The 22,015-nt window shown below is 67.4% G+C and carries 20 protein-coding genes; 8 read left to right on the top strand and 12 right to left on the bottom strand.

What is annotated here, in order from left to right; translation table 11 throughout:
- Positions 1-51: 51 nt before the first annotated feature.
- From HWX39_RS15055 to HWX39_RS15030, 6 genes are all read right to left on the bottom strand, one after another.
- Complete coding sequence (locus tag HWX39_RS15055; RefSeq protein ID WP_069260400.1) at positions 52-837, bottom strand: lytic transglycosylase domain-containing protein; 786 nt, start codon at positions 835-837, stop codon at positions 52-54.
- Positions 837-1,511 carry a type III secretion system export apparatus subunit SctR gene (gene sctR / locus HWX39_RS15050; RefSeq protein ID WP_069260399.1) on the bottom strand — a complete coding sequence of 225 codons (675 nt, stop codon included), beginning with the start codon at positions 1,509-1,511 and terminating at the stop codon, positions 837-839. Before sctR ends, HWX39_RS15055 begins: the two co-directional genes overlap by 1 nt.
- A 3-nt stretch (positions 1,512-1,514) precedes the next feature.
- Complete coding sequence (gene sctQ / locus HWX39_RS15045; protein WP_175968816.1) at positions 1,515-2,669, bottom strand: type III secretion system cytoplasmic ring protein SctQ; 1,155 nt, start codon at positions 2,667-2,669, stop codon at positions 1,515-1,517.
- A 374-nt stretch (positions 2,670-3,043) separates the two neighbouring features.
- The gene (locus tag HWX39_RS15040) at positions 3,044-3,442 is read right to left on the bottom strand and encodes a winged helix-turn-helix domain-containing protein (RefSeq protein ID WP_175968815.1); all 399 of its coding nucleotides are present in this window, start codon (positions 3,440-3,442) and stop codon (positions 3,044-3,046) included.
- A gap of 452 nt (positions 3,443-3,894) precedes the next feature.
- The gene (locus tag HWX39_RS15035) at positions 3,895-6,105 is read right to left on the bottom strand and encodes a xanthine dehydrogenase family protein molybdopterin-binding subunit (RefSeq protein WP_175968814.1); all 2,211 of its coding nucleotides are present in this window, start codon (positions 6,103-6,105) and stop codon (positions 3,895-3,897) included.
- A 2-nt stretch (positions 6,106-6,107) separates the two neighbouring features.
- A complete protein-coding gene (locus HWX39_RS15030; protein ID WP_175953316.1) occupies positions 6,108-6,569 on the bottom strand; it encodes a (2Fe-2S)-binding protein in 462 nt (153 codons plus the stop codon).
- A 181-nt stretch (positions 6,570-6,750) separates the two neighbouring features.
- Here HWX39_RS15030 and HWX39_RS15025 point away from each other — a divergent pair, with 181 nt between their 5' ends.
- On the top strand, positions 6,751-7,674 hold the full coding sequence (locus tag HWX39_RS15025; protein ID WP_175968813.1) for an AraC family transcriptional regulator: 924 nt from the start codon (positions 6,751-6,753) through the stop codon (positions 7,672-7,674).
- A gap of 37 nt (positions 7,675-7,711) precedes the next feature.
- Here the strand turns inward: HWX39_RS15025 and HWX39_RS15020 are convergent, their stop codons facing one another.
- From HWX39_RS15020 to HWX39_RS14995, 6 genes are all read right to left on the bottom strand, one after another.
- On the bottom strand, positions 7,712-10,363 hold the full coding sequence (locus tag HWX39_RS15020; protein ID WP_175968812.1) for a glycosyltransferase family 2 protein: 2,652 nt from the start codon (positions 10,361-10,363) through the stop codon (positions 7,712-7,714).
- A 26-nt stretch (positions 10,364-10,389) separates the two neighbouring features.
- Positions 10,390-11,793, bottom strand: coding sequence for a UDP-glucose/GDP-mannose dehydrogenase family protein (locus tag HWX39_RS15015; RefSeq protein WP_175968811.1), 1,404 nt, complete (start codon positions 11,791-11,793; stop codon positions 10,390-10,392).
- Positions 11,794-11,828: 35 nt separating this feature from the next.
- Complete coding sequence (gene galE, locus HWX39_RS15010; protein ID WP_175968810.1) at positions 11,829-12,818, bottom strand: UDP-glucose 4-epimerase GalE; 990 nt, start codon at positions 12,816-12,818, stop codon at positions 11,829-11,831.
- Positions 12,815-13,822 carry a UDP-glucuronic acid decarboxylase family protein gene (locus tag HWX39_RS15005; RefSeq protein ID WP_175968809.1) on the bottom strand — a complete coding sequence of 336 codons (1,008 nt, stop codon included), beginning with the start codon at positions 13,820-13,822 and terminating at the stop codon, positions 12,815-12,817. The genes galE and HWX39_RS15005 overlap by 4 nt, the downstream gene beginning before the upstream one ends.
- On the bottom strand, positions 13,815-14,039 hold the full coding sequence (locus tag HWX39_RS15000; protein WP_244135006.1) for a hypothetical protein: 225 nt from the start codon (positions 14,037-14,039) through the stop codon (positions 13,815-13,817). The genes HWX39_RS15005 and HWX39_RS15000 overlap by 8 nt, the downstream gene beginning before the upstream one ends.
- A 115-nt stretch (positions 14,040-14,154) precedes the next feature.
- The gene (locus tag HWX39_RS14995) at positions 14,155-14,484 is read right to left on the bottom strand and encodes a hypothetical protein (RefSeq protein ID WP_175968530.1); all 330 of its coding nucleotides are present in this window, start codon (positions 14,482-14,484) and stop codon (positions 14,155-14,157) included.
- Positions 14,485-15,915: 1,431 nt separating this feature from the next.
- Here HWX39_RS14995 and HWX39_RS14990 point away from each other — a divergent pair.
- From HWX39_RS14990 to HWX39_RS14960, 7 genes are all read left to right on the top strand, one after another.
- On the top strand, positions 15,916-16,239 hold the full coding sequence (locus HWX39_RS14990; protein WP_175968808.1) for a hypothetical protein: 324 nt from the start codon (positions 15,916-15,918) through the stop codon (positions 16,237-16,239).
- Positions 16,240-16,350: 111 nt separating this feature from the next.
- Positions 16,351-16,941, top strand: coding sequence for a hypothetical protein (locus HWX39_RS14985; protein WP_174937039.1), 591 nt, complete (start codon positions 16,351-16,353; stop codon positions 16,939-16,941).
- Between the two features lie 75 nt (positions 16,942-17,016).
- Positions 17,017-17,298 carry a hypothetical protein gene (locus HWX39_RS14980; protein ID WP_011354481.1) on the top strand — a complete coding sequence of 94 codons (282 nt, stop codon included), beginning with the start codon at positions 17,017-17,019 and terminating at the stop codon, positions 17,296-17,298.
- 44 nt (positions 17,299-17,342) lie between these two features.
- Complete coding sequence (locus HWX39_RS14975; protein ID WP_175968807.1) at positions 17,343-19,100, top strand: chemotaxis protein CheA; 1,758 nt, start codon at positions 17,343-17,345, stop codon at positions 19,098-19,100.
- A gap of 156 nt (positions 19,101-19,256) precedes the next feature.
- Positions 19,257-19,841, top strand: coding sequence for a hypothetical protein (locus HWX39_RS14970; protein WP_175968806.1), 585 nt, complete (start codon positions 19,257-19,259; stop codon positions 19,839-19,841).
- Between the two features lie 172 nt (positions 19,842-20,013).
- The gene (locus HWX39_RS14965; protein WP_244135018.1) at positions 20,014-21,375 is read left to right on the top strand and encodes a sigma-54 dependent transcriptional regulator; all 1,362 of its coding nucleotides are present in this window, start codon (positions 20,014-20,016) and stop codon (positions 21,373-21,375) included.
- Between the two features lie 132 nt (positions 21,376-21,507).
- Complete coding sequence (locus tag HWX39_RS14960) at positions 21,508-22,014, top strand: hypothetical protein (protein ID WP_175968804.1); 507 nt, start codon at positions 21,508-21,510, stop codon at positions 22,012-22,014.
- The last annotated feature ends 1 nt before the right edge of the window (position 22,015 follow it).

The raw sequence follows: 22,015 nt of genomic DNA, 5'->3' as shown, positions 1-22,015 counted from the left end.
CCCTGAAAGCAGTACGGGCGCGAGCCGATGGCGCCGCGCGCGATCTCGCGCTCACTGATCGAGACAGCGCACGCACAGCCGCTTCGCCTGGCTCGCCGGCAGCCCGCGACACATCATCACGACCGGGCGCGCATGGCACGACGGCGCGTCCGCGGAGGCGGCCGGCGCTGCCAGCCGGCGGGCGCGTTCGGGCGGCGTGACGGCCGCCGCGTCCATGCGCCGCTGCCGCGCGGGCGGCGGCACGTCGCGCACCACCGGAATCGGCTCGATGCCGCCTTCGCGCGCGTTGCGCTGCGCGCTGGCGACGACGCGGCTCACGTAGCCGGTCGAGAAACCGGTCGTGAAGTTGCCGCTGTAGTAGCACGACAGCGCCGCGCGCAACGCGGCCTGCGCGGCACGCCCGGTATTCGCGGAACGCGCGAAGCATTCGGTCAGGATCGCGCCGCCGGCCCGCAGGTTGCGGCACGGCTCGAACATCGTCGCCTCGTCGAGCCCGTATTTCGTGAAATTGCGCTCGTTCACCTGCGCGAGCCCGACGCTGTAGCTGAAGCCGCGTGCGGCCAACTCGCGCGCGGTCGCGCGCGCTTCGTCGAGCGACGCGGGCTGGCGTGCCAGATGGCCGCCGACCACGCCGATCGCATACGGATTGAAGCCGGATTCGGTGCGCACGAGCGCGGCGAGCGTATCGGGATCGACGTTCGGCGCGCACGCGCGCGCGAGCTGCGCGAAGCCTGCACCGCCGGCCGCATGCGCGACGCGCGGCTGCCAGCACGCGAACGCGAGCGCGACCAGCGCGCACAGGCACGCGGCGGCGTGGCGCAGGCGGTGCGCGTCCATCATCCGGCTCCCGTCACCCGGTACGACATCACGAGCCCGTGCACGAGCAGCGACCAGCCGTCGAGCGCGACGAACAGCAACAGCTTGAACGGCACCGAGATCGTGGTCGGCGAAATCATCTGCATGCCGAGCGCGAGCAGGATGTTCGCGACCAGCAGGTCGACGACGATGAACACGATATAGATCACGAAGCCGATCTGGAACGCCTTCGTCAGCTCGGCGAGCGTAAAGCTCGGCACCAGCACCAGCAGGTCGTCGTCCTTGATGCCGTCCGCACGGTTCTTCGGCCACACCGAGGTCGCGGTGCGCACGAAGAATTCGCGATCGCGCTGCCGCGTGTGCGACACGAGGAAATCCTTGATCGGCGGCAGCGCGGCATCGGCGAGCGCGCCGACGTCGGCGGTCGACAGTTGCCCCGACGCATCGAAGTGGCGCGCCTGCAGCGCGTCGCGGATCGACATCCCGACGGGCGCCATGATGAACAGCGACAGGATCAGCGCGATGCCGTTCAGCACGAGGTTCGGCGGCACCTGCTGGATCCCGAGCGCGGAGCGCAACAGGCCGAGCACGACGACGAGCTTCGTGTAGCTCGTGACCATCAGCGCGGCGAACGGCGCGATGCCGAGCGCGGCGATCACCGCGATCAGCGCGACCGGGTTCGGCAGGTTGCCCATCGTTCAGCGCTCGCGCGGCGCGGGCTGGGTCAGCGTGACGACCCGCACGCCGAGCTTCTGGCCGACCGCGATCAGGTGCCCCGTGCCGATCAGCATCCCGTTCGCGACGAGATGGATCACGCTCTGGTTGATCCCTTGCTGCAGCTCGATCACGGCGCCGGGTTGCAGCGCGCTCAGCTCGCCGAGCGGCATCGACGTGGGCGGCAGCTCGAAGCGCAGGTCGACCGCGAGGCCGTCGAGCGGGCGCGGCGCATCGGCGGGCGGCGCGTCGGGCGTCGTCGCGGACGCGATGTCGGTGCGGGTCGGTTCCAAGGGCATCTCCCTGATTCGTTCGACGGTCAGCCGGTTGCCCGATGGCCGTCCGGTAATCTCCCACGCCGGCGCGGCCGGCAGCCGTGCGACGCACAGCAGGTTCTGCTCGTGCGCGTGCCAGTGCTCGATCGCGATGATGTCGCCGCCGACGACGTCGGCCAGCTCGGCCGTCGTCAGCTCGGTGCGGCCGATCTCGAACACGAGCGGCACGGGCAGGTTCGCGTAGGCTGCGCGCGCGTCGGCGGCCGCGGCGGGCGCAGCCGCGAAGAACACGGCGAGCGCATCCGGCGCGTCGAACAGCAGCGCGCCATGGCAGCGCCATGCGGCGTCGGCGCGCCGCAGTTCGAAGCGCAGCGCGGCCGGCGACGCGCGCCAGGCGGGCACGTTGTCTGGCGGCGGCAGCAATTCCACGCGCTGCCGCGTCGCGGACTGCAGCACGGTCGCGAGCGGCGCGCCCAGATCGGCGAGCAGCGCCGCGCGGATCACGGCCGGCACGGCCGGATCGGCCGCGTCGCCCAGCCATGCCGCTTCCGCGACCGGGTCGATCCACAGCGTGCCGGCGGCCGGGCCGACGACGAAGCGGTATGCGTGCGCATCGGCGGCCGGCTCGGCGTCGACGCGCCAGCGCACGTCGTACGCGTGTTCGCCGAGCGTGACCGGAACGGCGCCGGGCGCGCAGTAGGCGTGCGACAGCCCGCGCGCGGCGGCAGCGGACAGGCGCGGCAGATGGGGCGACGCGTCGAGCGCGACCGCGGTCGGCGATGCGGCGGGTGGCGCGCAAGCGTCGGGCGTCTCCCGGTTCGCGGCATCGCCGGCGTCGGCATTCGTCAGGAACAGCGCAGGCACGGCGGGATCGGGGCGGATTCGGCGTAGGTTCGACGGGTTGTTCCGGGGCCCGCGGCACTCAGGGGCGCGCGCGGCTGCTGCGTCGATTGTAGGGACGGCCATGGCCGTGTGCCGCGCCGGAATCCGTAGTCGCGCGCATCGCGACACGGGCGCCGAAGCGGGGTGCTACGAAGCGTGGCGAAGCCGGCCGGCTGCATGCGCCGCCCAAAAGCAACCGCCGCCCGGAGGCGGCGGTCGGGTCGCGACTGGCTGGCGGGCCGGGCGGCGGGGAGGCCGCGCCCGACGGGCGGGCCGCGACGCGCTGCGGATCGGCCGCAGCGCGGTGGGGGGAGCGTGGCACGCGCGCCGCGAGCCGGCGGCGCGCGGGTGAGTCGTCAGGCGTAGTCGGCGGCCATCACGGCCTGCGGCGCCGTGCGCAGGATCGGCGCCGCGTCGTGACGCTCGACGTGCGTCATCGCCGCACCGAACAGCACCAGACGATAGCCGACCGCGTAGATCGGGATGATCCGCAGGTTCTTGTCGTGATCGAGTTGCAGCTTCGAGCGGATACGCGAGATATGGGTGTCGAGCGTGCGCGACGACACGCCGAGTTCACGGCCCCACACAGCTTCCTGGATTGCCTGCCGCGGCACGATCTTGTTCATGTTGTCGAGCAGGAATTCGACGACGTCGAATTCACGCGGCGTGACATCAATGATCTTGTTGTCGATTTCGATCGTGCGGCGCACGAAGTTGATTTTTATGTTGTCGATGTACAGGTATTTGCAATCCATGGTGGCCCTCGCATGTCCATAAAGGAGTGTTTGCGAGTCCTGTGCTGCAACTTCCGGGCCAGGGACAGGGTCGTCGGGGATCGGCAGGGGGAGGCATCGCTGCAGGCGGCGCGGCAGCCTTGAATTTAAAAGAATTTTTAACGGGAGACGCGAGCCAGACAGAAAAGGGGGCGGGACAACCGTGAAGGATTGTTACGTAGCATCGGCGGCTGACGTTACGGGCGTTACGTCCGCCGTAACGTGTGGGGCCAGGCGGGGAGCCGGGCGGGTGGCGCGCCGCCGCGGCCGGGTGGAGAACCCTGCATCGAACCCTGCGGGAATCGACGGGGTCTCCATACGGATCGATGGGTGACAGGCGATTTTTGCCGACATCGAACCCTGCATAGGCGCGTCCGGCCAAAAAACGCCAGCCGCAAGGCGTCTGCGCCCCGCGGCCGACGTTCCGGCTCCCATTAAGCCTTCGCGCTATCCGCCGAATCGAACGGCAGCACGTAATGCCGCTTGCCCGTCGCCGCGAAGATCGCGTTCGCGACCGCCGGCCCGATCGGCGCGACGCCCGGCTCGCCGACCCCGGTCGGTGCCTCGGCCGACGGCACGATATGCACCTCGACTTTCGGCATCTCGGCCATCCGCAGCACGTGGTAGCCGTCGAAGTTGCGCTGCTCGACCTGGCCGTCCTTCAGCGTGATCGCGCTGTGCATCGCCGCGCCGAGCCCGAAGCCGATGCCGCCCTCCATCTGCGCGGCGACGATGTCCGGATTGATCGCGATGCCACAGTCGACCGCGCACACCACGCGCTCGACCTTCACCTTGCCGTCCGCGTCGACCGACACCTCGGCGACCTGCGCCACATAGCTCTTGAACGCCTCGGCGACCGCGATCCCGCGCCCGCGCCCCTTCGGCAGCGGCTTGGCCGGATCCCAGCCGGCCTGCTGCGCGGCCAGGTCCAGCACCGCGCGCATGCGCGGCTCGTTCGCGAGCAGGTCGCGGCGGAACGCGTACGGATCCTTGCCTGCCGTGTGCGCGGCTTCGTCGATGAACGCCTCGACCGCGTAGGCCGTATGCGAACTGCCGACCACGCGCCACCACAGCACGGGCAGGCCGACCTTGGTGGTGGTGAGCTCGACCGACACGTTCGGCACCGCGTACGGCAGGTTCGCCGCGCCCTCGACCGAGGTGGCATCCACGCCGTTCTTCACCATGAATGCCTCGAACGGCGTGCCGGCGAGGATCGACTGGCCGACGATCCGGTGGCGCCAGCCGACCAGCTTGCCGTCCGCGGTCAGCCCCGCATCGAGCTTGTGAAAGTACATCGGCCGGTAGAAGCCGCCCTGGATGTCGTCCTCGCGCGTCCATTGCAGCTTGACGGGCTTGCCGTCCGCGCCGAGTGCCTTCGCGATCGACACGGCCTCGACCACATAGTCCGACCATGCGTTCGCGCGCCGGCCGAAGCTGCCGCCGGCGTACAGCGTGTGGATCTGCACCTGCTCGGGCTTCAGGCCTGCCGTCCGGGCCGCGTTGGCCTGGTCGACCGTCTGGAACTGGTCGCCGGCCCAGATTTCGCAGCTGTTCGCCGTCAGCTTGACGACCGCGTCGAGCGGCTCCATCGGCGCGTGCGCGAGATACGGGAATTCGTACGTCGCGCTGATCTTGCGCGACGCGCCCGTGATTGCCGCATCGGCATCGCCGTCCTTGCGCGCCGACGTGCCCGGCTTGTCGGCGAGCTGCCGGTATTCGCGCATGATCTCGTCCGAGCTGCGCTTTTCGGCGTTCGTTTCGTCCCATTCGATCTTCAGCGCGTCGCGGCCCTGCTTCGCGGCCCAGAAACCGGTCCCGACGACCGCGACGCCGCCGGGCACCTGTACGACCGAGACGACGCCGGGCACGGCCTTGGCCGCCGTCGCGTCGAACGACTTCACCGTCGCGCCGAAGCGCGGCGGGCGCTGCAGCAGTGCGACGCGCATGCCGGGGAAGGTGGTGTCGAGCGTGAAATGCGCGGTGCCGTTCGATTTGGCCGACGCATCGACGCGCGGAATCCGGTGACCGATGAGCTTGAAATCGGCCGGCTGCTTCAGCGCGACCTTGTCGGGCACCGGCAGCTTCGACGCATCGGCGACGAGCGTGCCGTATGCGGCCGTCTTGCCGCTCTTCGCATGCGTGACGAAGCCATTGGCCGTCGTCAGCTCGCCGGCCGGCACCTTCCAGCGGGCCGCCGCGGCCGATACCAGCATCGCGCGCGCCTTGCCGCCCGCTTCGCGCAGTTGCTGCCACGAGTTCGCCATCGCCGAGCTGCCGCCCGTGCCCTGCATCGTGCCGAACGCGAGGTTCGCGTAGCGTTTCGCATCGGCCGGCGCGCTTTCGACCCGCACGTGCGACCAGTCGGCGTCGAGCTCCTCGGCGACGATCGTCGCGATGCCCGTATAGGCGCCCTGGCCCATTTCGACGTGTTTTGCAATGACCGTGACGGCGCCGTCGGGCGTGATGCGCAGGAACGCGTTCGGCGCGAAGTCGGCGGCAGGTGCCGTCGCCGCAAGCGCGCGGCGGCCGAGGCCGGCCCATTCGAAGCCGATGGTCAGGCTGACGGCGGCCGCGGTGCCGGCGGCTTTCAGGAACGTGCGGCGCGACGGACGCATCGAACCGGGGTTGTCGAGTTCGATCGTCATGGTCAGGCTCCCAGCGTCGCGGCCGCGTCGTGGATCGCCGCCCGGATACGGGCGTAGGTCGCACAGCGGCACAGGTTGCCGTTCATCGCGGCGTCGATGTCCGCGTCGGTCGGCTTCGGGTTCTGTTCGAGCAGCGCGGTGGCCGACATGATCTGGCCGGACTGGCAGTAGCCGCATTGCGGCACCTGCAGCTTGACCCAGGCGGCCTGCACGGCCTGCGCGGGCTTGCTCTGCAGGCCTTCGATCGTCGTGACGTGCTTGCCCGCGATGCCGGCGAGCGGCAGCACGCACGAGCGGACGGCCTGTCCTTCGAGATGCACGGTGCACGCGCCGCACTGCGCCATGCCGCAGCCGAACTTCGTGCCGGTCAGTCCCGCGTGTTCGCGAATGGCCCAGAGGACGGGCATCGACGGATCGGCGTCGAGCGTGACGCTCTTGCCGTTCAGGACAAACGAGGTAGGCATTTTGATTGTCTCCGTGGGGAAAACCCGGCATGCGCCCGGTTAGCGGGGAGTGTGCGCGAGCGGCCGGTTTTTGCGTCTACCCAATCCTGCAAATTTATTGAACAATCCTGCAAATCCCCGGCACGTTCCGGGTGGTTTCGCTATGCTCCCGCGACATGCGGAAATCTACCGAGGAAGCGTCATGGACATGACCGATATCGTGGCGTCGCGCGAATCCGGGCGGCGCGAACTGGCGATGCTGATCAGCCGTTTCGCGCCGGCGGACGGCTCCCATTCGACGGCCGTGCCGGGCCTGATGCTGCATCGGCATACGCGTCCGGTCGATCTCGGCTGCGCCGTGTCGTGTGCCGCGCTCGTGATCGCGGGCCAGGGCGCGAAGCGCGTGATCGTGGCCGGCCACGCTTACGAATACGACACGCAGAATTGCCTGATTACGTCGATCGACTTGCCGATCCTCTCGCGCGTGACGCGCGCGTCGCCGGAGGAACCGTACCTGTGCCTGTCGCTGAGGCTCGATCCGCAGCGCATCGTCGAGCTCGCGGCCGAGATGCGGCTGCCCGAGCCCGACGCGGGCCCCGAAGGCGAGGGGATCGCGCTTGCCGAGCTGACGCCGCCGCTGCTCGACGCCGCGCTGCGGCTGCTGCGGCTGCTCGATACGCCGGCCGACATTCCGGTCGTCGCGCCGCTGATCGAAAAGGAATTGCTGTACCGGCTGATGACGAGCGGGCAGGGCACGCGGCTGCGGCACATGGCGATCGCGGGCAGCCAGACGCACCGGATCGCGCGCGCGATCGAATGGATCCGCGATCACTACGCGGAGCCGATGCGCGTCGAGTCGCTCGCGCAGGCGGTCAACATGAGCGTGTCGTCGCTGCACCACCATTTCAAGCACGTGACGACGCTGAGCCCGCTGCAGTACCAGAAGCAGCTGCGGCTGCACGAGGCGCGCCGGCTGCTGCTGCGGCAGGGCGGCGATGTCGGGTCGGTGGCCGCCGTCGTCGGCTACGAAAGCGCGTCGCAGTTCAGCCGCGAGTACAGCCGGCTGTTCGGCGCGCCGCCGATGCGCGACGTCGTGCAGTTGCGCAAGAAGGAGATGCTCGGCTGACGGCGCACGGTTGACGCGCCGTCGCTCCCGGCGCGTTTCACCTGGCGACCACCGTCGACTGCAGGAATGCGGGGGCGATCCGCCAGTCCGGCACGTAATGCGCCGGCCACGCGCCGGGCGTATCGACCGCGTTGAAATACACCACGGCCTTCAATAGCGGATAGCGCCACAGCGATCGCTGGAATTCGTCGAGTGCCTCGCGCTTGCGCGCATTCGACCCGTCGATGCCGAGCTCCGTGACCATCACCGGCAGCCCGTAGTCGGTTACCCGCTCGTACTTGGTCCGCAGGATGCTCGCGGCGGAGGCGTGGCCGCCGGCCGGCCAGATCGCGCAGCGCGGGCAGTCGAACACGGACAGGCCGACGTCGTCCACATAGCCGCGGCCCGGGAAATAGTCGTCCAGGTTCCGGTTGCCGGCCGGCGACCACACGAAGCGGATCTGGTCGGTCATCGTGCGGCAGGTGGTCACGACCCGCCGGTACGCATCCACGTAGGCGGACGGATCGCCGATGGCCCACGGATAGCGTCCGGTGTCGGCCTCCATCTCGTGACCCCAACGCACGAACACCGGGCCCTTCAACGCGGCGAGTGCCGAGCAGGTGGCCGCGATCTGCGCATCGTAGCGCCCGTGCACGATATCCTCGAGCAGCGCGCCCGGCCGCGTGTTGCCGGCCGCCCAGGGCTCGACGGTCAGCATCAGCGAGCGGTTGCGCGCCTGCGCGCTCCGGTACGCAGCGTCGATTTCCGCGCGGACATCGGGCGCGTTCCACGACACGAACACATGGTCGAAAGCGAGATCCCGCTCGCTCGCGAGCGTGTTTTCGGGATCGTATGCGCCGAGTTCGGGCTGCTTCACCGGTTCGCCCGGCACGGGCGCGACCACGGCCGGCAAACCCGAGCGCCACATCATCGCCTGCCAGCCTTTCGGCGTGCGCAGCCCGATGCCCGCCAGCAGCATCGCGAGCGCGATCACGAACAGCGCGTTGCGCACGGGCAGGCGGCTGAAGAACATCTGCCTGAACGCCGACCACTCGAGCCCTTGCTCTCTGCCGTGATTCACCGTGACGACGGCGGCGATCACGAGATACAGGATGCTCGTCAGCGTCGAGAACAGATAGAAGCCGGCGGCGTTGCGCGGATTCTCGACCGTGACGACGGGCAGGCTGCAGAACAGCGAGATCAGCAGATATGGGGCGACCACGCGCAGCGGCGCGTCCTGTTCGATCGTGCCGCCCTTCGGCGTGACCTTGAACGGAAATTCCTTGCCGCGCACGCAGTCGAACACCGCCGACGCGCAGCCGAGCACGACCCACGGCCAACGCGCGAACACGAACGACAGCCCTTCCCACGACAGCAGCTTCGTGTTCAGCGGGCGGCACGACCGGGTCGAACGCGTGACCCAGGTCACCACGCACAGGATCAGCACGGACAGCGGCAGTGCGTAGGTGAGATACGTGAGGAAGTCGACGTGCGCCCACACGCGGCCGGTGAGCAGCGCGACGACCGGAATCACGACGCTGCCGGCCATCGCGAGCGCGCACAGCGGATACCACAGCTGGCAGAACAGGAACTGCGCCTTCAGCTTCAGCGGCAGCCCCATGAAATAGTGGCGCGTGTAGCGCAGCATGATGATCATCACGCTCTTGGACCACTGGAATTCCTGCGTGGCCAGGTCGCCGAACGTGCGCGGCCCCTCGCCGTGCGCGATCGCGTTCAGCGCATGCATGCCGCGCCAGCCCTTCGAGTTGAAGATCATGGTGGTCGAGTGATCCTCGGCGAGCTCGGGCCCGAGCCCGCCGATCTCGCGCAGCGCGCGGCAGCGCACTGCGTAGTGCGAGCCGATGCACAGCGGCGCGAGGCCGCCCGCATAGCCGGCCTGCATCGTGCCGTGCAGCGGCCCCTCGACGTTCACGCGCCCGCGTGCGCTCCAGCTCTCGGCCGCGTTGCTGTCGCAGATGCTCGGCGCCGACACGTAGCCGACTTCCGGATCGACGAACGGCCGCAGCATCTCCTCGAGATAGGTGCGGGTCGGCACGTGGTCGGCGTCGAGCTGCGACACGAAATCGTAGTGGTCGTAGCCGACCATGTCATAGAAGTACGCGAGATTGCCTTCCTTGCACTTGGTCCGGCGCGGCCAGCTCGCCCGGTGGTATGCGGCAATGCCGCGCCGCGTCGACACGAATACACCGTGCTCGCGGCACCAGTCGAGCGTCTCGGGCGACGGGTCTTCATCGGCGAGCCACGTATCGTGCGGGTAGGTCTGGTCGAGCATCGCGAGCAGCGTCGTGCGGACGATGTCGAACGGCTCGGACGGCGCCTTGGTGACGACCATCGCGACGCGCCAGTCGCGCGGCACCGCCAGCGCGGGATTCGGCATGACCGCCGAGCGGATGATGAAGATGAAGTAGCCCGGGATGAAGGTGGTCCAGAACAGCACGAAGCAGTTGACGCCGAAGCGGAATGCGTCGACGTAGTGCTCGTCGCGCAACCACCAGCGCCAGAAGATGCCCAGCGCGACGAACCAGCCCAGCGCGAGGAGGTGGAAGACGATCCGGGTCCCGCCGTCCATCAACGGGACGAGGAGCGGGACTTCCGCATGCAGCGATGCGGTGCGATCCGCGCCGGCGTCGGCGGTGTCGGCGGTATCCGGCTCAGGGCCGCCCGCAAGCGACGCAACCAGCTTCTTCATGGTGTTCTCCCGTCGAGGTCAGACCATCAGTCTTGAAGCAGGCCGCGCTGCGGCCGGGGGTCCTCGCTGGCGTGCTGGTGTTCCGGGGCCGGGTCGGCCGGCGTGCGTTCGCCGCACGAGCGGCCCACGCGTTCGTAGCGGCGAAAGCCGCTGTCGACGGCCAGCCGTTCGCTGAACAGGTTGCGCATGTCGAGCATCACGGGATCGGCCATGTGATCCGCGAGGTCGGCGAGATCGAGCGCCTCGAACGCTTTCCATTCGGTCATCACGACCACGGCGTCCGCGCTGCGCACCGCGTCGATCGCGGAGCCCTCCATGAACACCTGCGGCAGCAGCCGCGATGCTTCGTGCGGACGCGCCGGGTCGTATGCGCGGATATGCGCGCCCGCGCCCACGAGCAACTGGATCACGTCGATGCTCGGGCTTTCGCGCACGTCGTCGGTCTGGCCTTTGAACGTGAGGCCGAGCACCGCGATGCGCTTGTCCTTGATCGAGCCGCCGCAGGCTTTCTCGATGCGGCGCAGGATCTGTTCCTTGCGCAGCGTGTTCGATTCGATCGCCGCACTGACGATGCGCAGCGGCACCGCATGCTCGGACGCCGTCGCCTTCAGTGCGCGCGTGTCCTTCGGAAAGCACGAGCCGCCCCAGCCGGGGCCGGCCTTCAGGAACGACGCGCCGATGCGGTGGTCGAGGCCCATGCCGTTCGCGACCAGTTCGACATCGGCGCCGACGGCTTCGCACAGGTCCGAGATCTCGTTGATGTAACTGATCTTCACCGCGAGGAATGCATTCGCCGCGTACTTCACGAGTTCGGCCGTTTCGATCTCGGTTGCGAGCACCAGATGGCCGGCCGCTTCAAGCGGCGCATAGATGGCCTTCATGATCTCGATCGCACGCGGGTGTTCGGCGCCGAACACGACGCGGTCCGGGTGCATGAAATCGTCGATCGCCGAGCCTTCGCGCAGGAACTCCGGATTCGATGCGATGGCCGCGTCGATGCCGTCCGGCGCGCAGCGTTCGATGATCTGCTTGACGATCCGGTTGGTGCCGACCGGCACCGTCGACTTCGTCACGACGACCGCGAAACCGGTGAGGTTCGACGCGATTGCGCGCGCGGCCGCTTCGACGTACTGCAGGTCCGCCTGGTCGGTGCCCGGCAGCGTCGGCGTGCCGACCGCGATGAATATCGCGTCGCGATCGCGCACGCTCGCCGCGAGGTCGCTGCTGAAGCGCAGCGTGCCGCGTTCGACGTTGCGTGCGACGACGGCGTCGAGGCCCGGTTCGTAGATCGGCATGCGGCCGTCGTTCAGCGCGTCGATCTTGCCGCGATTGTTGTCGATGCAGACGACCTCATGCCCGAGGTCCGCAAAGCACGCGCCGCTGACCAGCCCGACGTAGCCCGTGCCAACGATGGCGATCCGTACCTTCATGATGATTCCCCTGAGTGGCGTACAAGGAAACTGGCTCACTTGCCGGATGCGAATTGCAGTTCTTTCTGAAACCACGCCACCGCGTGTTCGACCATCGGTTCGATCGCGGTGAAACGCGGCCGCCAGCCGAGTACGAGCGCGGCTTTCGTGGCGTCGGCGTACAGCTCGGGTGGATCGCCCGGGCGGCGCGCGGCCGTGACCGTCGGTACGCGGCGGCCCGTCACGGCTTCGACGGCGTGCAGCGCGTCGAGCACCGACGTTCCTTGGCCGGTACCGAGATTCAGTGCGACGCTGTGGCCGCCGCCGCACAGATAGGCGGTCGCTTGCAGATGCGCGTCGGCGAGGTCGCTGACGTGCACGTAGTCGCGAATCGCCGAACCGTCGGGCGTCGGGTAGTCGGTGCCCATCACCTGGAACGCGTGACCGGTGCCGAGTGCCGCGCGGATCGCGAGCGGCAGCGCGTGCGTTTCCGGTTCGTGGCATTCGCCGATCTCGCCGTCAGGATCCGCTCCCGCCGCGTTGAAGTAGCGCAGCGCGACCCACTTCAGCCCGTATGCGCGCTCGAAATCGGCGGCCATCCGTTCCATCGCGTACTTCGTGAAGCCGTACGGATTGATCGGCCGTTGCGGCGTGCGCTCCGAGATCGGCAGTGCGTCCGGAATGCCGAACGTCGCGCACGACGACGACATCACGATCCGGCCGATGCCGGCCGCGTGCATCGCGCTCAGCAGCGTGCAGGTGCCCGTGACGTTGACCGTGTAATAGCGCTCGGGCGCGAGCACCGAATCGCCGACGTAGGCGAGGGCGGCGAAATGGATCACGACCTCGGGCCGATGCGCGGCGAGCGCCTTCGACAGCGCATCGCGGTCGAGAATGTCGGCCGTGACGAGCGGTCCCCATCGAACCGCGTCGCGATGGCCGGTCGACAGGTTGTCATAGGCGACGGGTTCGTGTCCCGCTGCCGCGAGTGCCTTGCAGGTATGGCTGCCGATATAGCCTGCTCCGCCGGTCACGAGCACTTTCATGTCGTGGCCCCGGTCAGGCGCAGCACGGGCTCGAGCCACAGTTCGCGGCTGAAATAGTCGACGGTCCGGCGCAGGCCTTCGTCGAGATCGACGGCCGGCCGCCAGCCGAGTTCGGCCGACGCGACCGAGATGTCGGGCTTGCGCTGGTGCGGATCGTCGATCGGCAGCGGCCGGAACACGATGGCCGATTTCGAGCCCGTCATCGTGAGCACTTTTTCTGCGAGCTCGATCATCGTGAATTCGCCGGGATTGCCGAGGTTGACCGGCGTGCCGATATTGCGCTCGGCGCTCATCAGGCAGAAGAAGCCGTCGATCAGGTCGCTGGCGAAGCAGAACGAGCGCGTCTGCCTGCCGTCGCCGTAGATCTCGAGCGGTGTGCCGTTGAGTGCGCTGACGATGAAGTTCGACACGACGCGGCCATCGCGCGGCGACATCCGCGGGCCGTAGGTATTGAAGATGCGCGCGACACGCACGTCGATGCCGTGCGTGCGGTAGTAGTCGTAGCACAGCGCCTCGGCCGCGCGCTTGCCTTCGTCGTAGCACGCGCGCGGGCCGATCGTGTTCACGTTGCCGCGATAGGTTTCCGTCTGCGGATGCACGTCCGGGTCGCCGTAGATCTCGCTGGTCGACGCCTGGAACACGCGTGCGCCGGTCTTGCGCGCGAGCGCGAGGCAGTGGTTCATGCCGAGCACGTTGGTCATCATCGTATGGACGGGATCGATCTGGTAAGTGGGCGGCGATGCCGCGCACGCGAGATTCCAGATCTCGTCCACCTGCAGTTGCGGCAGGCCGAGCGAGACGTCGCCCTTCACGAACGCGAAGCGGCCGGACGCTTTCAGGTCGGCGACGTTGAGCTTGCGCCCCGTCAGCAGGTTGTCGATGCACGTGACGGACGCGCCTTCCATGACCAGGCGTTCGCAGACGTAGCTGCCGAGAAAGCCGGCGCCGCCCGTCACCAGGACGCGCTGACCGGCGCGCGTCTCGAGCGCGACCCTGTCATTCATGGCTTTCTCCGTCGTCGTTCAGCTCCGGGAACCCCACGTCGATCAGTTCGACGGCGGCGCGCACGCGTTCCATCCCGCTGCACGGGTAGCGTTTCGGCAAGCGCCGGTTCGCACGGGCTGAGGTCGACGAAGCGCCGCGACAGGCGCTCCGGTTTCGCTGACTACCCCGTTGATGCTTGAACGACGCACGCGTCGATCGATCGGTGGTGATCTTCATCGCCTGTTCCCCGACATGCTGACTGACGAGCAGGCCGCCGCCGTGATCTTGTGCCCTGGCGTGCCGCTCGGTGAGAGTCGGACATCAGGCAATCGGCATGCCATGAACGATGCCGTCACGATGCGCACGGGCGCGATGGCGCGATAGCCGCGCGATTCACGCGCTTCTGTTTCATGTGTGTATCGTGGGGACAGGAAAGCGGGCGGACCCGTTGCCGGATCGATGCGATTCGATACGACGAAACGCACGATAAATCAGGCTTTTGCGGCAGTGGCTTCATCAAAAAGGTGTTGAGCGAAAATGTTTCATCAATGAGAAATGCATCGATAAAGGATTGAAAATGCCTCGCGAATGTGCTGCTTGTCGGGCGATTCGGTGCATGAAAGGCGCGGCGAATGAAAATGAAAAAGTGATGTGCCGGATCCGGAGCGGCGCGAGTTTTCATTTGTTTTAATTATTACGCTCGCATGCAAGTTTTCATTTTTATGGCCCATTTCGATGCTTGGGCGGCGTCTGATCCTGTCGATATTTTCACGGATGAATCAAATTCGTCCGGGTCGTCGGAGGAAATGCGCGCAGACGGCTTGCCGGACGTTGCGGTGTCGGGCTCCCGTGGCCCGGTGTCGGGCGAATCGATTCTCGTTTGTGATGGCGCGGGAAGGGGGCCCACACGCGGCGATCCGCGGTTGGCAAGCGGAAATGCCCGCGCGGCCGGCCCTGCGCGGATGTGTGCTTCTCAAGTTTGAAACACGCGTTCATCCGGCCGTTCCGCGCAGGCCTGCGGGCCGGATTCGTCCGTCTAATCCGGCAATTGCATCGCGGCGCTTGACGATCGCCGTGGGTGTCAAACTGTTATTACGATACATTCCTGAAACAAAAAATGTCGTTCCAGGCGCTGCATGCCGCCGTGGCGGCCGTTTGCCGAGCCCAATATGCGGTGGAATATCACGTGGCACGCTGCTTGCGGTACTGGACGCACCGGCGGGCGGTCGACACGAAGCAACGAAGAGGTGGGGCGGCCAACTCGTCAATAAGCAGTCGGGGAAACGGCGATGAAGACCATAAGCAGTAGCTCGATCAGCGCATACTTTGCGCTTCAGTGGGGTAGTCGGAAAGGCCGGGGTGACGCTCGCGACGCCGTGCCAGCTTCGCGGGTTGCTTTGTCCCGGTTTCTTGCCCTCCGCGCGCTTCGCGTGCTGGCGCGGTTGTCGCGCCGCACGACCGTCGGGCGACAGCGGTACTCGCTTTCATTCAGTTCACCCGGATGGATCAGGCTGTTCGTGCCGGACAGCTTGATGCCGATTCGTCTTCGGCCGCGCAGGGTCGCTTCGATCGCGCCTGGCCCATGCCGGCGCCGGCCGGATTAGATCGAACGTCGAACGCCCGTCGGCCGGATTATCCGGAAGACCTTTCGTCGATAGCTCAGGGAGAAGACATGCCACCTGGCTGCAATGCGGGCCCGTTGTCGCCCCGGTAACAGGGGTATTTTCAACGGCACTGCATTTGCGGTGGTTAATATATTCGCGAATTTCGATTCCGGAATGGAGTGTCGGTTGCCGGCATGCCGTCCGGCGAGGTATCGAATATCGCAAGCCTGAAATATGTGCGCATCGCTTTGGCATTTCAGGCAATGGTGTTTTTTGTATAAGGTGAATGTTCATAAAAATAATAGAAAACACCTACAAAAAAATTGGGATAACTAAAAATCTCGAAGCTAAGCTTCGTATTGCAAAAATATCGAGAAGTTAAGTTAAAAAAGGCATCTTGATTTATTGATTGAATAGTGATCCTTAATTTGTAGGATTGCTCAAGTCAGGAAGGTTGATGGCGTGCGATCTTCCTGACTCATTCCGTCCACGCCGTTTTGGAGTCGACCATGAAGAAGCTTCTGATTGCAGCAGCAGTTCTGGCGGTTTCGGGTGCAGCGTTCGCTGGCAGCGGCACTGTTTCGAGCAGCAGCTCGTCGAGCGGCGGCCAGACGATGGCAGGCGTTGCCGGCTTCGGCCATTTCACCGCAACGGATTCCGGCTCGGCACTCGGTGCAGCCGGCGCACTTGCCGGTGGCCCGGGCAGCGGCTCGATCTCGTACACGAGCCACACCCAATCGTCGTCGGTTGGCGGCTTCGGCTTCGGTGGCGCGCAAGCAGGCGGCACCAGCGGCGCGAATGCCGGTTCGATCGGCTGGACGACGCACCACTAAGCCGCGACGCGTAGCGTTCGTCATTGGCTGGCGGTACGGATGCCGGGTTCCGCTCGATGGGGGTTGACCCGGCTCCGCCACCGCCGAACTTACTCACAGCAAGGAATTGCTATGAAAGCCAAAGTCATTTTCGCGACAGCGCTCACCGTCTTATCGTCGGCTGCATTGGCAGCGGGTTCCTCCACGACCAACCAGACGCAATCCGTTGCGGCGGGTGTTTCCGGTTCGGTCCTGGTCGGCTCCGGCAGCTATACCAGCAATTCGACTTCGACGGCGGGCGCGAACGCGGGCAGTACGGTGACACCCGCTGGTTCCGCCGGCACGGCATCCGCCTTCCACAACACGACCTCGACGGCCAGCGGTTCGGGCACGAACGGGGGCGCGTTCGCGGCAGGCGGCGGTATCGGTGCCGCAGGCTCGTACGGTGGAAACAGCAGCACGAACGAGAACGCGAATGCGCTGTCGGGCGGGGTGAGCGCCACGATCGTCCTTGGTGCCAATCATTACACGGCTTCGAGCGCGAACGATCAGGGCGTTGCCAACGCGGGTGCCGCTGGGCTGACCGGCAGTGGCGGGTCAGGCGCGATCACGGGTTCGAATCACTACAACTCGTCGACCGTTTGGAGTACCGGTCCGGCTGGCTCACCGTCCGCATCGGGCGGAAGCCAGGGCAGTGCAAGTGCGACCGGAAGCAGTCATTAGTCAGGTGTGGGGGGGACCAGTTTCACAGCGACGCTGGTCTCTTTTCCCCACATTGTTGTCACGTAAGGAGTTGGCATGAAGCAGAAACTGATTGCCGCCGCTCTGATGCTCGCGTCTCTGACGGCGTATGGCGCTGACCGTATTGCCAACGACGTGCAATCGAATTTGCAGACGTCAAACAACCCTGACCAGACAACCAAACCGTCAGAACAACAAACGCTTTCTTCGGGCAGTGCCATCGGCGGACCCGATGCCCAGCAGTGGCAGGGCATGTCGGCCGGCTCATGGTCCCAGCTGGGTAACGGCTGGAAGCAGTTCGGGGAAGCAGGCAAAGCTGAAGGGAATCAGGGGAATTAGTACGGTTGCCTGGGTGGGAGGTCAAACCTCGTCCGGAGAGTGAAATGAACAGCAACAAGATCAAGGTGGCATGCGCGGCGATGTTCGCGATGACCACGATCGGCGCCCAAGCGCAAACCGCCGATTCGACTTCGAGCGCACAGTCCTCGACGTCGTCGACGGCAGTCAGCCAGGGGGGCGGCTCGAGCATGAACACGAACACCACGAGCTCGCGCGGCGGCAACGCGACCAGCGCCAGCGGGGTTCGCAGCAGCGGCAATTCGAGCGTGAACGTGAACGTGACGATGCCGTCGAGCACGAGTGGCGGCACGAACGTGACGCCGCAGTCGCTGCAGTCATCCGGCTCGCCAGGCACCAACCCGTACAACACCCAGTCATCGGAAAACGTCAATTACTCGGGTACGCAGACGATCAAGACCAACCCCGCGATCCAGGCGCCGGGCCTCACGACCACGCTGTCCGATACCTGCATGGGGTCGGTGAGCGTCGGCGTGTCGTTCCCGGGGTTCGGCGCGACGGGCGGCACGACGCTGGTCGACCAGGCCTGCGTCCGGCGTCTCGATGCGCGTGAATTCCGTGCGATGGGCCTGACCGACGTGGCGCTCGCGCTGCTCTGCCAGAGCGACGCGAACCGGCGCGCGGTGGAAGCGACCGGCCACCTGTGCCCGGGCACGACCGCGCCGCTCGCCCGCTCGAACGTGGCGCCGAGCGTAGAAGCAACGGTTGCCGACGACGTGAAGTATCGCGATCCGATCGTGCGCGACCGCATGGGCTTGCCGCCGCTGGGCGCTGCCGCGCCGGCACCGGCGCAACCCCGTCCGGTGGCGACGACCTCGGTGCAGGCGGCACCCGTGTCGGTGCCGGTACCGGTGCCCGTGCCGTCGATGGCACCGGTTGCCGCAGCACCGGCCGTCGCAGCACCGGCTGTGGCAGCACCGGCTGTTGCAGCTGCCGCACCGGCAGTAGCGGCGCCGGCTGTCGCAGCCGCATCGGCCGTCGCAGCCCCCGCCGTCGCAGCCGCGGCACCCGCCGCAGCAGCAGCGCCCGCAGTGGCTGCCGCGCCTGCTGTCGCCGCCGCGCCCGCGGCATCGGTCGTACCGGCGGCTGCGATCGCGGCCGTACCGGCTGCCGCCGTGATCGCCGCACCGGCAGTTGCGGACAAGGCATCGTCCGCCCCTGCCGTGCCGGTCGCCGACACGAAGGCGCCGGAGCCTGCACCGGCAGTCGCCGACAAGGCGCCGGAACCTGCACCGGCAGTCGCCGACAAGGCGCCGGAGCCTGCACCGGCAGTCGCCGACAAGGCGCCGGAACCTGCGCCGGCAATGGCCGACAAGGCGCCGGAGCCTGTACCGGCAGTCGCCGACAAGGCCCCCGAGCCCGTGCAGCCCGTCGCCGACAAGGCGCCGGAGCCGATGCCGGCCGCGACCGACAACGCAGCGCAGGCCGCTGCCGCGCCGGCTGCGGACACGACGCCGGCCGCTGCCGTCGTCGCGGTGCCCGCGGCCGAGACCGCGATGCCCGCACCGGCAGCCGATGCGAAGGCTGTCGAGCCGGCTCCGGTCGCTGCCGAAGCGCCCGCGCCGGAAGCCGCGCAGCCTGCCGCAGCCGCAGCCGCGGCGCCTGCCGACATGCCGGCTGCCGACGCGAAGGTGCCGGACGAAGCCGCTGCGCAGCCCGCCGCCATGCCGGACTTGTCCGATCCGGCGCAAGGATTGCCGCCGGCACCGGTCGACCAGCAGGCTGCCCCGGCTGCACCGGTCGTGCCGACGCCGGCTGTCATTTCGACGAGCACGTCGTCGTAAGCAAGCGGGTCGGACGCCCGTGCGATCGGAACGCAGGTCGCACGGGCGTCGTTCGAACCCGAAGCCCGACGGTCGTTTCCTGTTTGACGGGTGTTGATCCCATCCCCGAGGTCAACACCTCTTTTTGCCTGACGAGGATGCAAGGAGGCCTCAATCATGAGGATCTTTTTCGTCGCTCTGTTGTTGTACAGCGCGCAAGCCGCCGCGCAGGCGGTATTCCAGAACCCGGCGGTCTTCGTGATCCTGGGCGAGCAGACCGCCGCGAACGCGGTGAGCGTCGAGCAGGCGCTGACGACACTCGGTCGCGCCGACAACACGGCGTGCGCGCCGATGGTGATGATCGGCGATCCTCAGATGATCTACATGATGCCGGAGGAAGGTCACGCACCGTCGTGGCGATCGCCGGTGTACGGCCGCGGCGCGCCGTTCGAAGCGCAGAAAGGGCCGACGCCGACCGGCAAGACGATCGGCGCGATGCAGCATGCCGAGGATATGCAGACGCAGCCATGGAGCGACGGCAGCGCGATCACGCAGAAGATCGCCGGCGAGTCGACCGTGACCGCGGCGAGCCAGGTGAGCGGGTGGCAGCGCAACGGCCTCGACTCGATCGAGACGGCCCGTGCGGCGGAAGTGACGGTGAACGGCAAGACCTACCGGGCCTATCGTGACGACCTCAACGCTTCCACGAAGCCGGTCGCCGAACCGCAAATCTACACGCAGCGCGTCGTTTTCTGCCGATAACGAAACGTCAATCAGAGGGACGGCCCGGCACTGCGCGGCGGGACCACGATGCCCCGCCCTGCGCGATCAGGCAACGGCCGTTTCGACCACCCATCCAAGCGACGAGGCCATCGTGAACTATTGCTGCCAGATCAGGGTGTCGGGCCCGCAGGATCTCGAACGCGAGGCGGGTATGGCGCCGTTCGTTGCCGTCCGGCGCAACCCTGTCGTACCGTCGCGGCCAATCGTCTATCTGTCGCAGCAGCACGATGCGGCGCTCGTCGACTGTCTCGCGTCGCGCGGCTGGGACGTGTGGCGCGCGAAAACCGTTGCGGACGCACTGAATCTCGTCCGGGCGAACCGTCCGCATGCGGGCATCGTCGATTTCGGCAGCTTCGCGTCGCCCGACGTCACGTCGTTCGAGACGCTGCTGCGCGATCCGCGCGTGAGCTGGGTCGCGCTAGCCGACCATGAGCGGCTGCGGGATCTCACCATCGCGCGCCTGATTCGCCACTGCTGCTTCGACTACGTGCGCAATGCGAGCGCCTATACGACGATCGGCTATCTGGTCGGCCATGCATACGGGATGTTGAAACTCGCGGACGGCTGTCCGGACGGCGATGCGGCGCCCCTCGGCGGCACGATGATCGGCTCGTGCGACGCCATGCGCCGGCTGTTCGCGACGATCCGCAAGGTTGCGAACACGGACGCCACCGTATTCATCGCCGGCGAATCCGGCACCGGCAAGGAGCTGACGGCGGCGGCGATCCACCAGCAGTCGTCGCGCGCCGAGGCGCCATTCGTCGCCGTGAACTGCGCGGCCATTCCGTCGACGCTGCTGCAGGCCGAGCTGTTCGGCCACGAGCGCGGCGCGTTCACGGGCGCGCACCAGCGCAAGATCGGCCGGATCGAGGCCGCGCACGGCGGCACGCTGTTTCTCGACGAGATCGGCGACATGCCGTTCGAGAGCCAGGCGAGCCTGCTGCGCTTCCTGCAGGAAGGCGCGATCGAGCGGCTCGGCGGGCACACGTCGATCCCGGTGGACGTGCGGATCGTGTCGGCGACCCACGTCGATCTCGAGGCCGCGATGCAGGCGGGGCGGTTCCGTGCCGACCTGTACTACCGCCTGTGCGTGCTGCGCATCGACGAGCCGCCGTTGCGCGTGCGCGGCCGCGACATCATGCTGCTCGCCGACCACGTGCTGCAGCGCTATCGCGGTGACAGTTCGCACCGGATTCGCGGTTTCATGCCGTGCGCGGTCGAAGCGATCTACAACTATCCGTGGCCCGGCAACGTGCGCGAGCTGATCAACCGGATCCGGTTCGCGGTCGTGATGACGAACGGCCCGATGATCTCGGCCGCCGATCTCGAACTGCACGCGTACACGTCGCGGCGGCCGCCGACGCTCGCGGAAGCGCGCCGGCAGGCCGAGCGGCACGCGATCGAGGAAACGCTGATGCGCCACCGCCACCAGCATGCGGACGTGGCGGCCGAGCTGGGCATCTCGCGCGCGACGCTGTATCGGCTGATGACCGCGCACGGGCTGCACGGCTGACGCGCCGCGGCGCACAGCCGCTCAAGACCGCGCGACGTCGGCCGTTAAGACAGGAAACAGCCCGTCCGGATCGCCGGTGCAGCAATGCGCGCGCGGCCGGCACGCGGCGCATCACGCTTATCCGAGGTTACCGTGGCAGAGTGCAGTCACTGCGGCAGGACGTTCCTGGTCGGCGGTCGGTCGATCGACGGCCACCGCTATTGCCGTCCGGCATGCGCGCAAGCGCATCCGATCGTCGTCGAGGCGCAACGGGTGCCCGACGCGAAGGTCTGGGAGTATGTGCACGACTGGCGTTACGGGCCGTGCCCGATCTGCCGTCGCGACGACCAGCCGGTCGATGTCCATGCGTCGCATCGCGTCGTGTCGCTGCTGTTCGTCACGCGCTGGGCAACGCGGCGCCATGTGTGCTGCCGGCGTTGCGGCCGCAGGAAGCAGGCGGTCGCGCTGCTTGCGTCGGCCGCGTTCGGCTGGTGGGGCGTGCCGTGGGGCCTCGTGCTGACGCCGATCCAGCTTGTGCGCAACGCGCTCGGGCTGGCCGCGCGCGATCCGGCGGTCGCGACGCAGCAATTCGAGCAGCTCGTGCGGCGCAAGCTGGCGGCGCGCCGGCTGCGGCGCGCACGGCAGGGCGCCGGCGCCTGAG

Origin of the sequence: Burkholderia sp. BCC0322 (genome assembly GCF_902833045.1) — a bacterium.
Taxonomy (GTDB): domain Bacteria; phylum Pseudomonadota; class Gammaproteobacteria; order Burkholderiales; family Burkholderiaceae; genus Burkholderia.
This window is presented reverse-complemented; position numbering and strand designations above follow the sequence as displayed.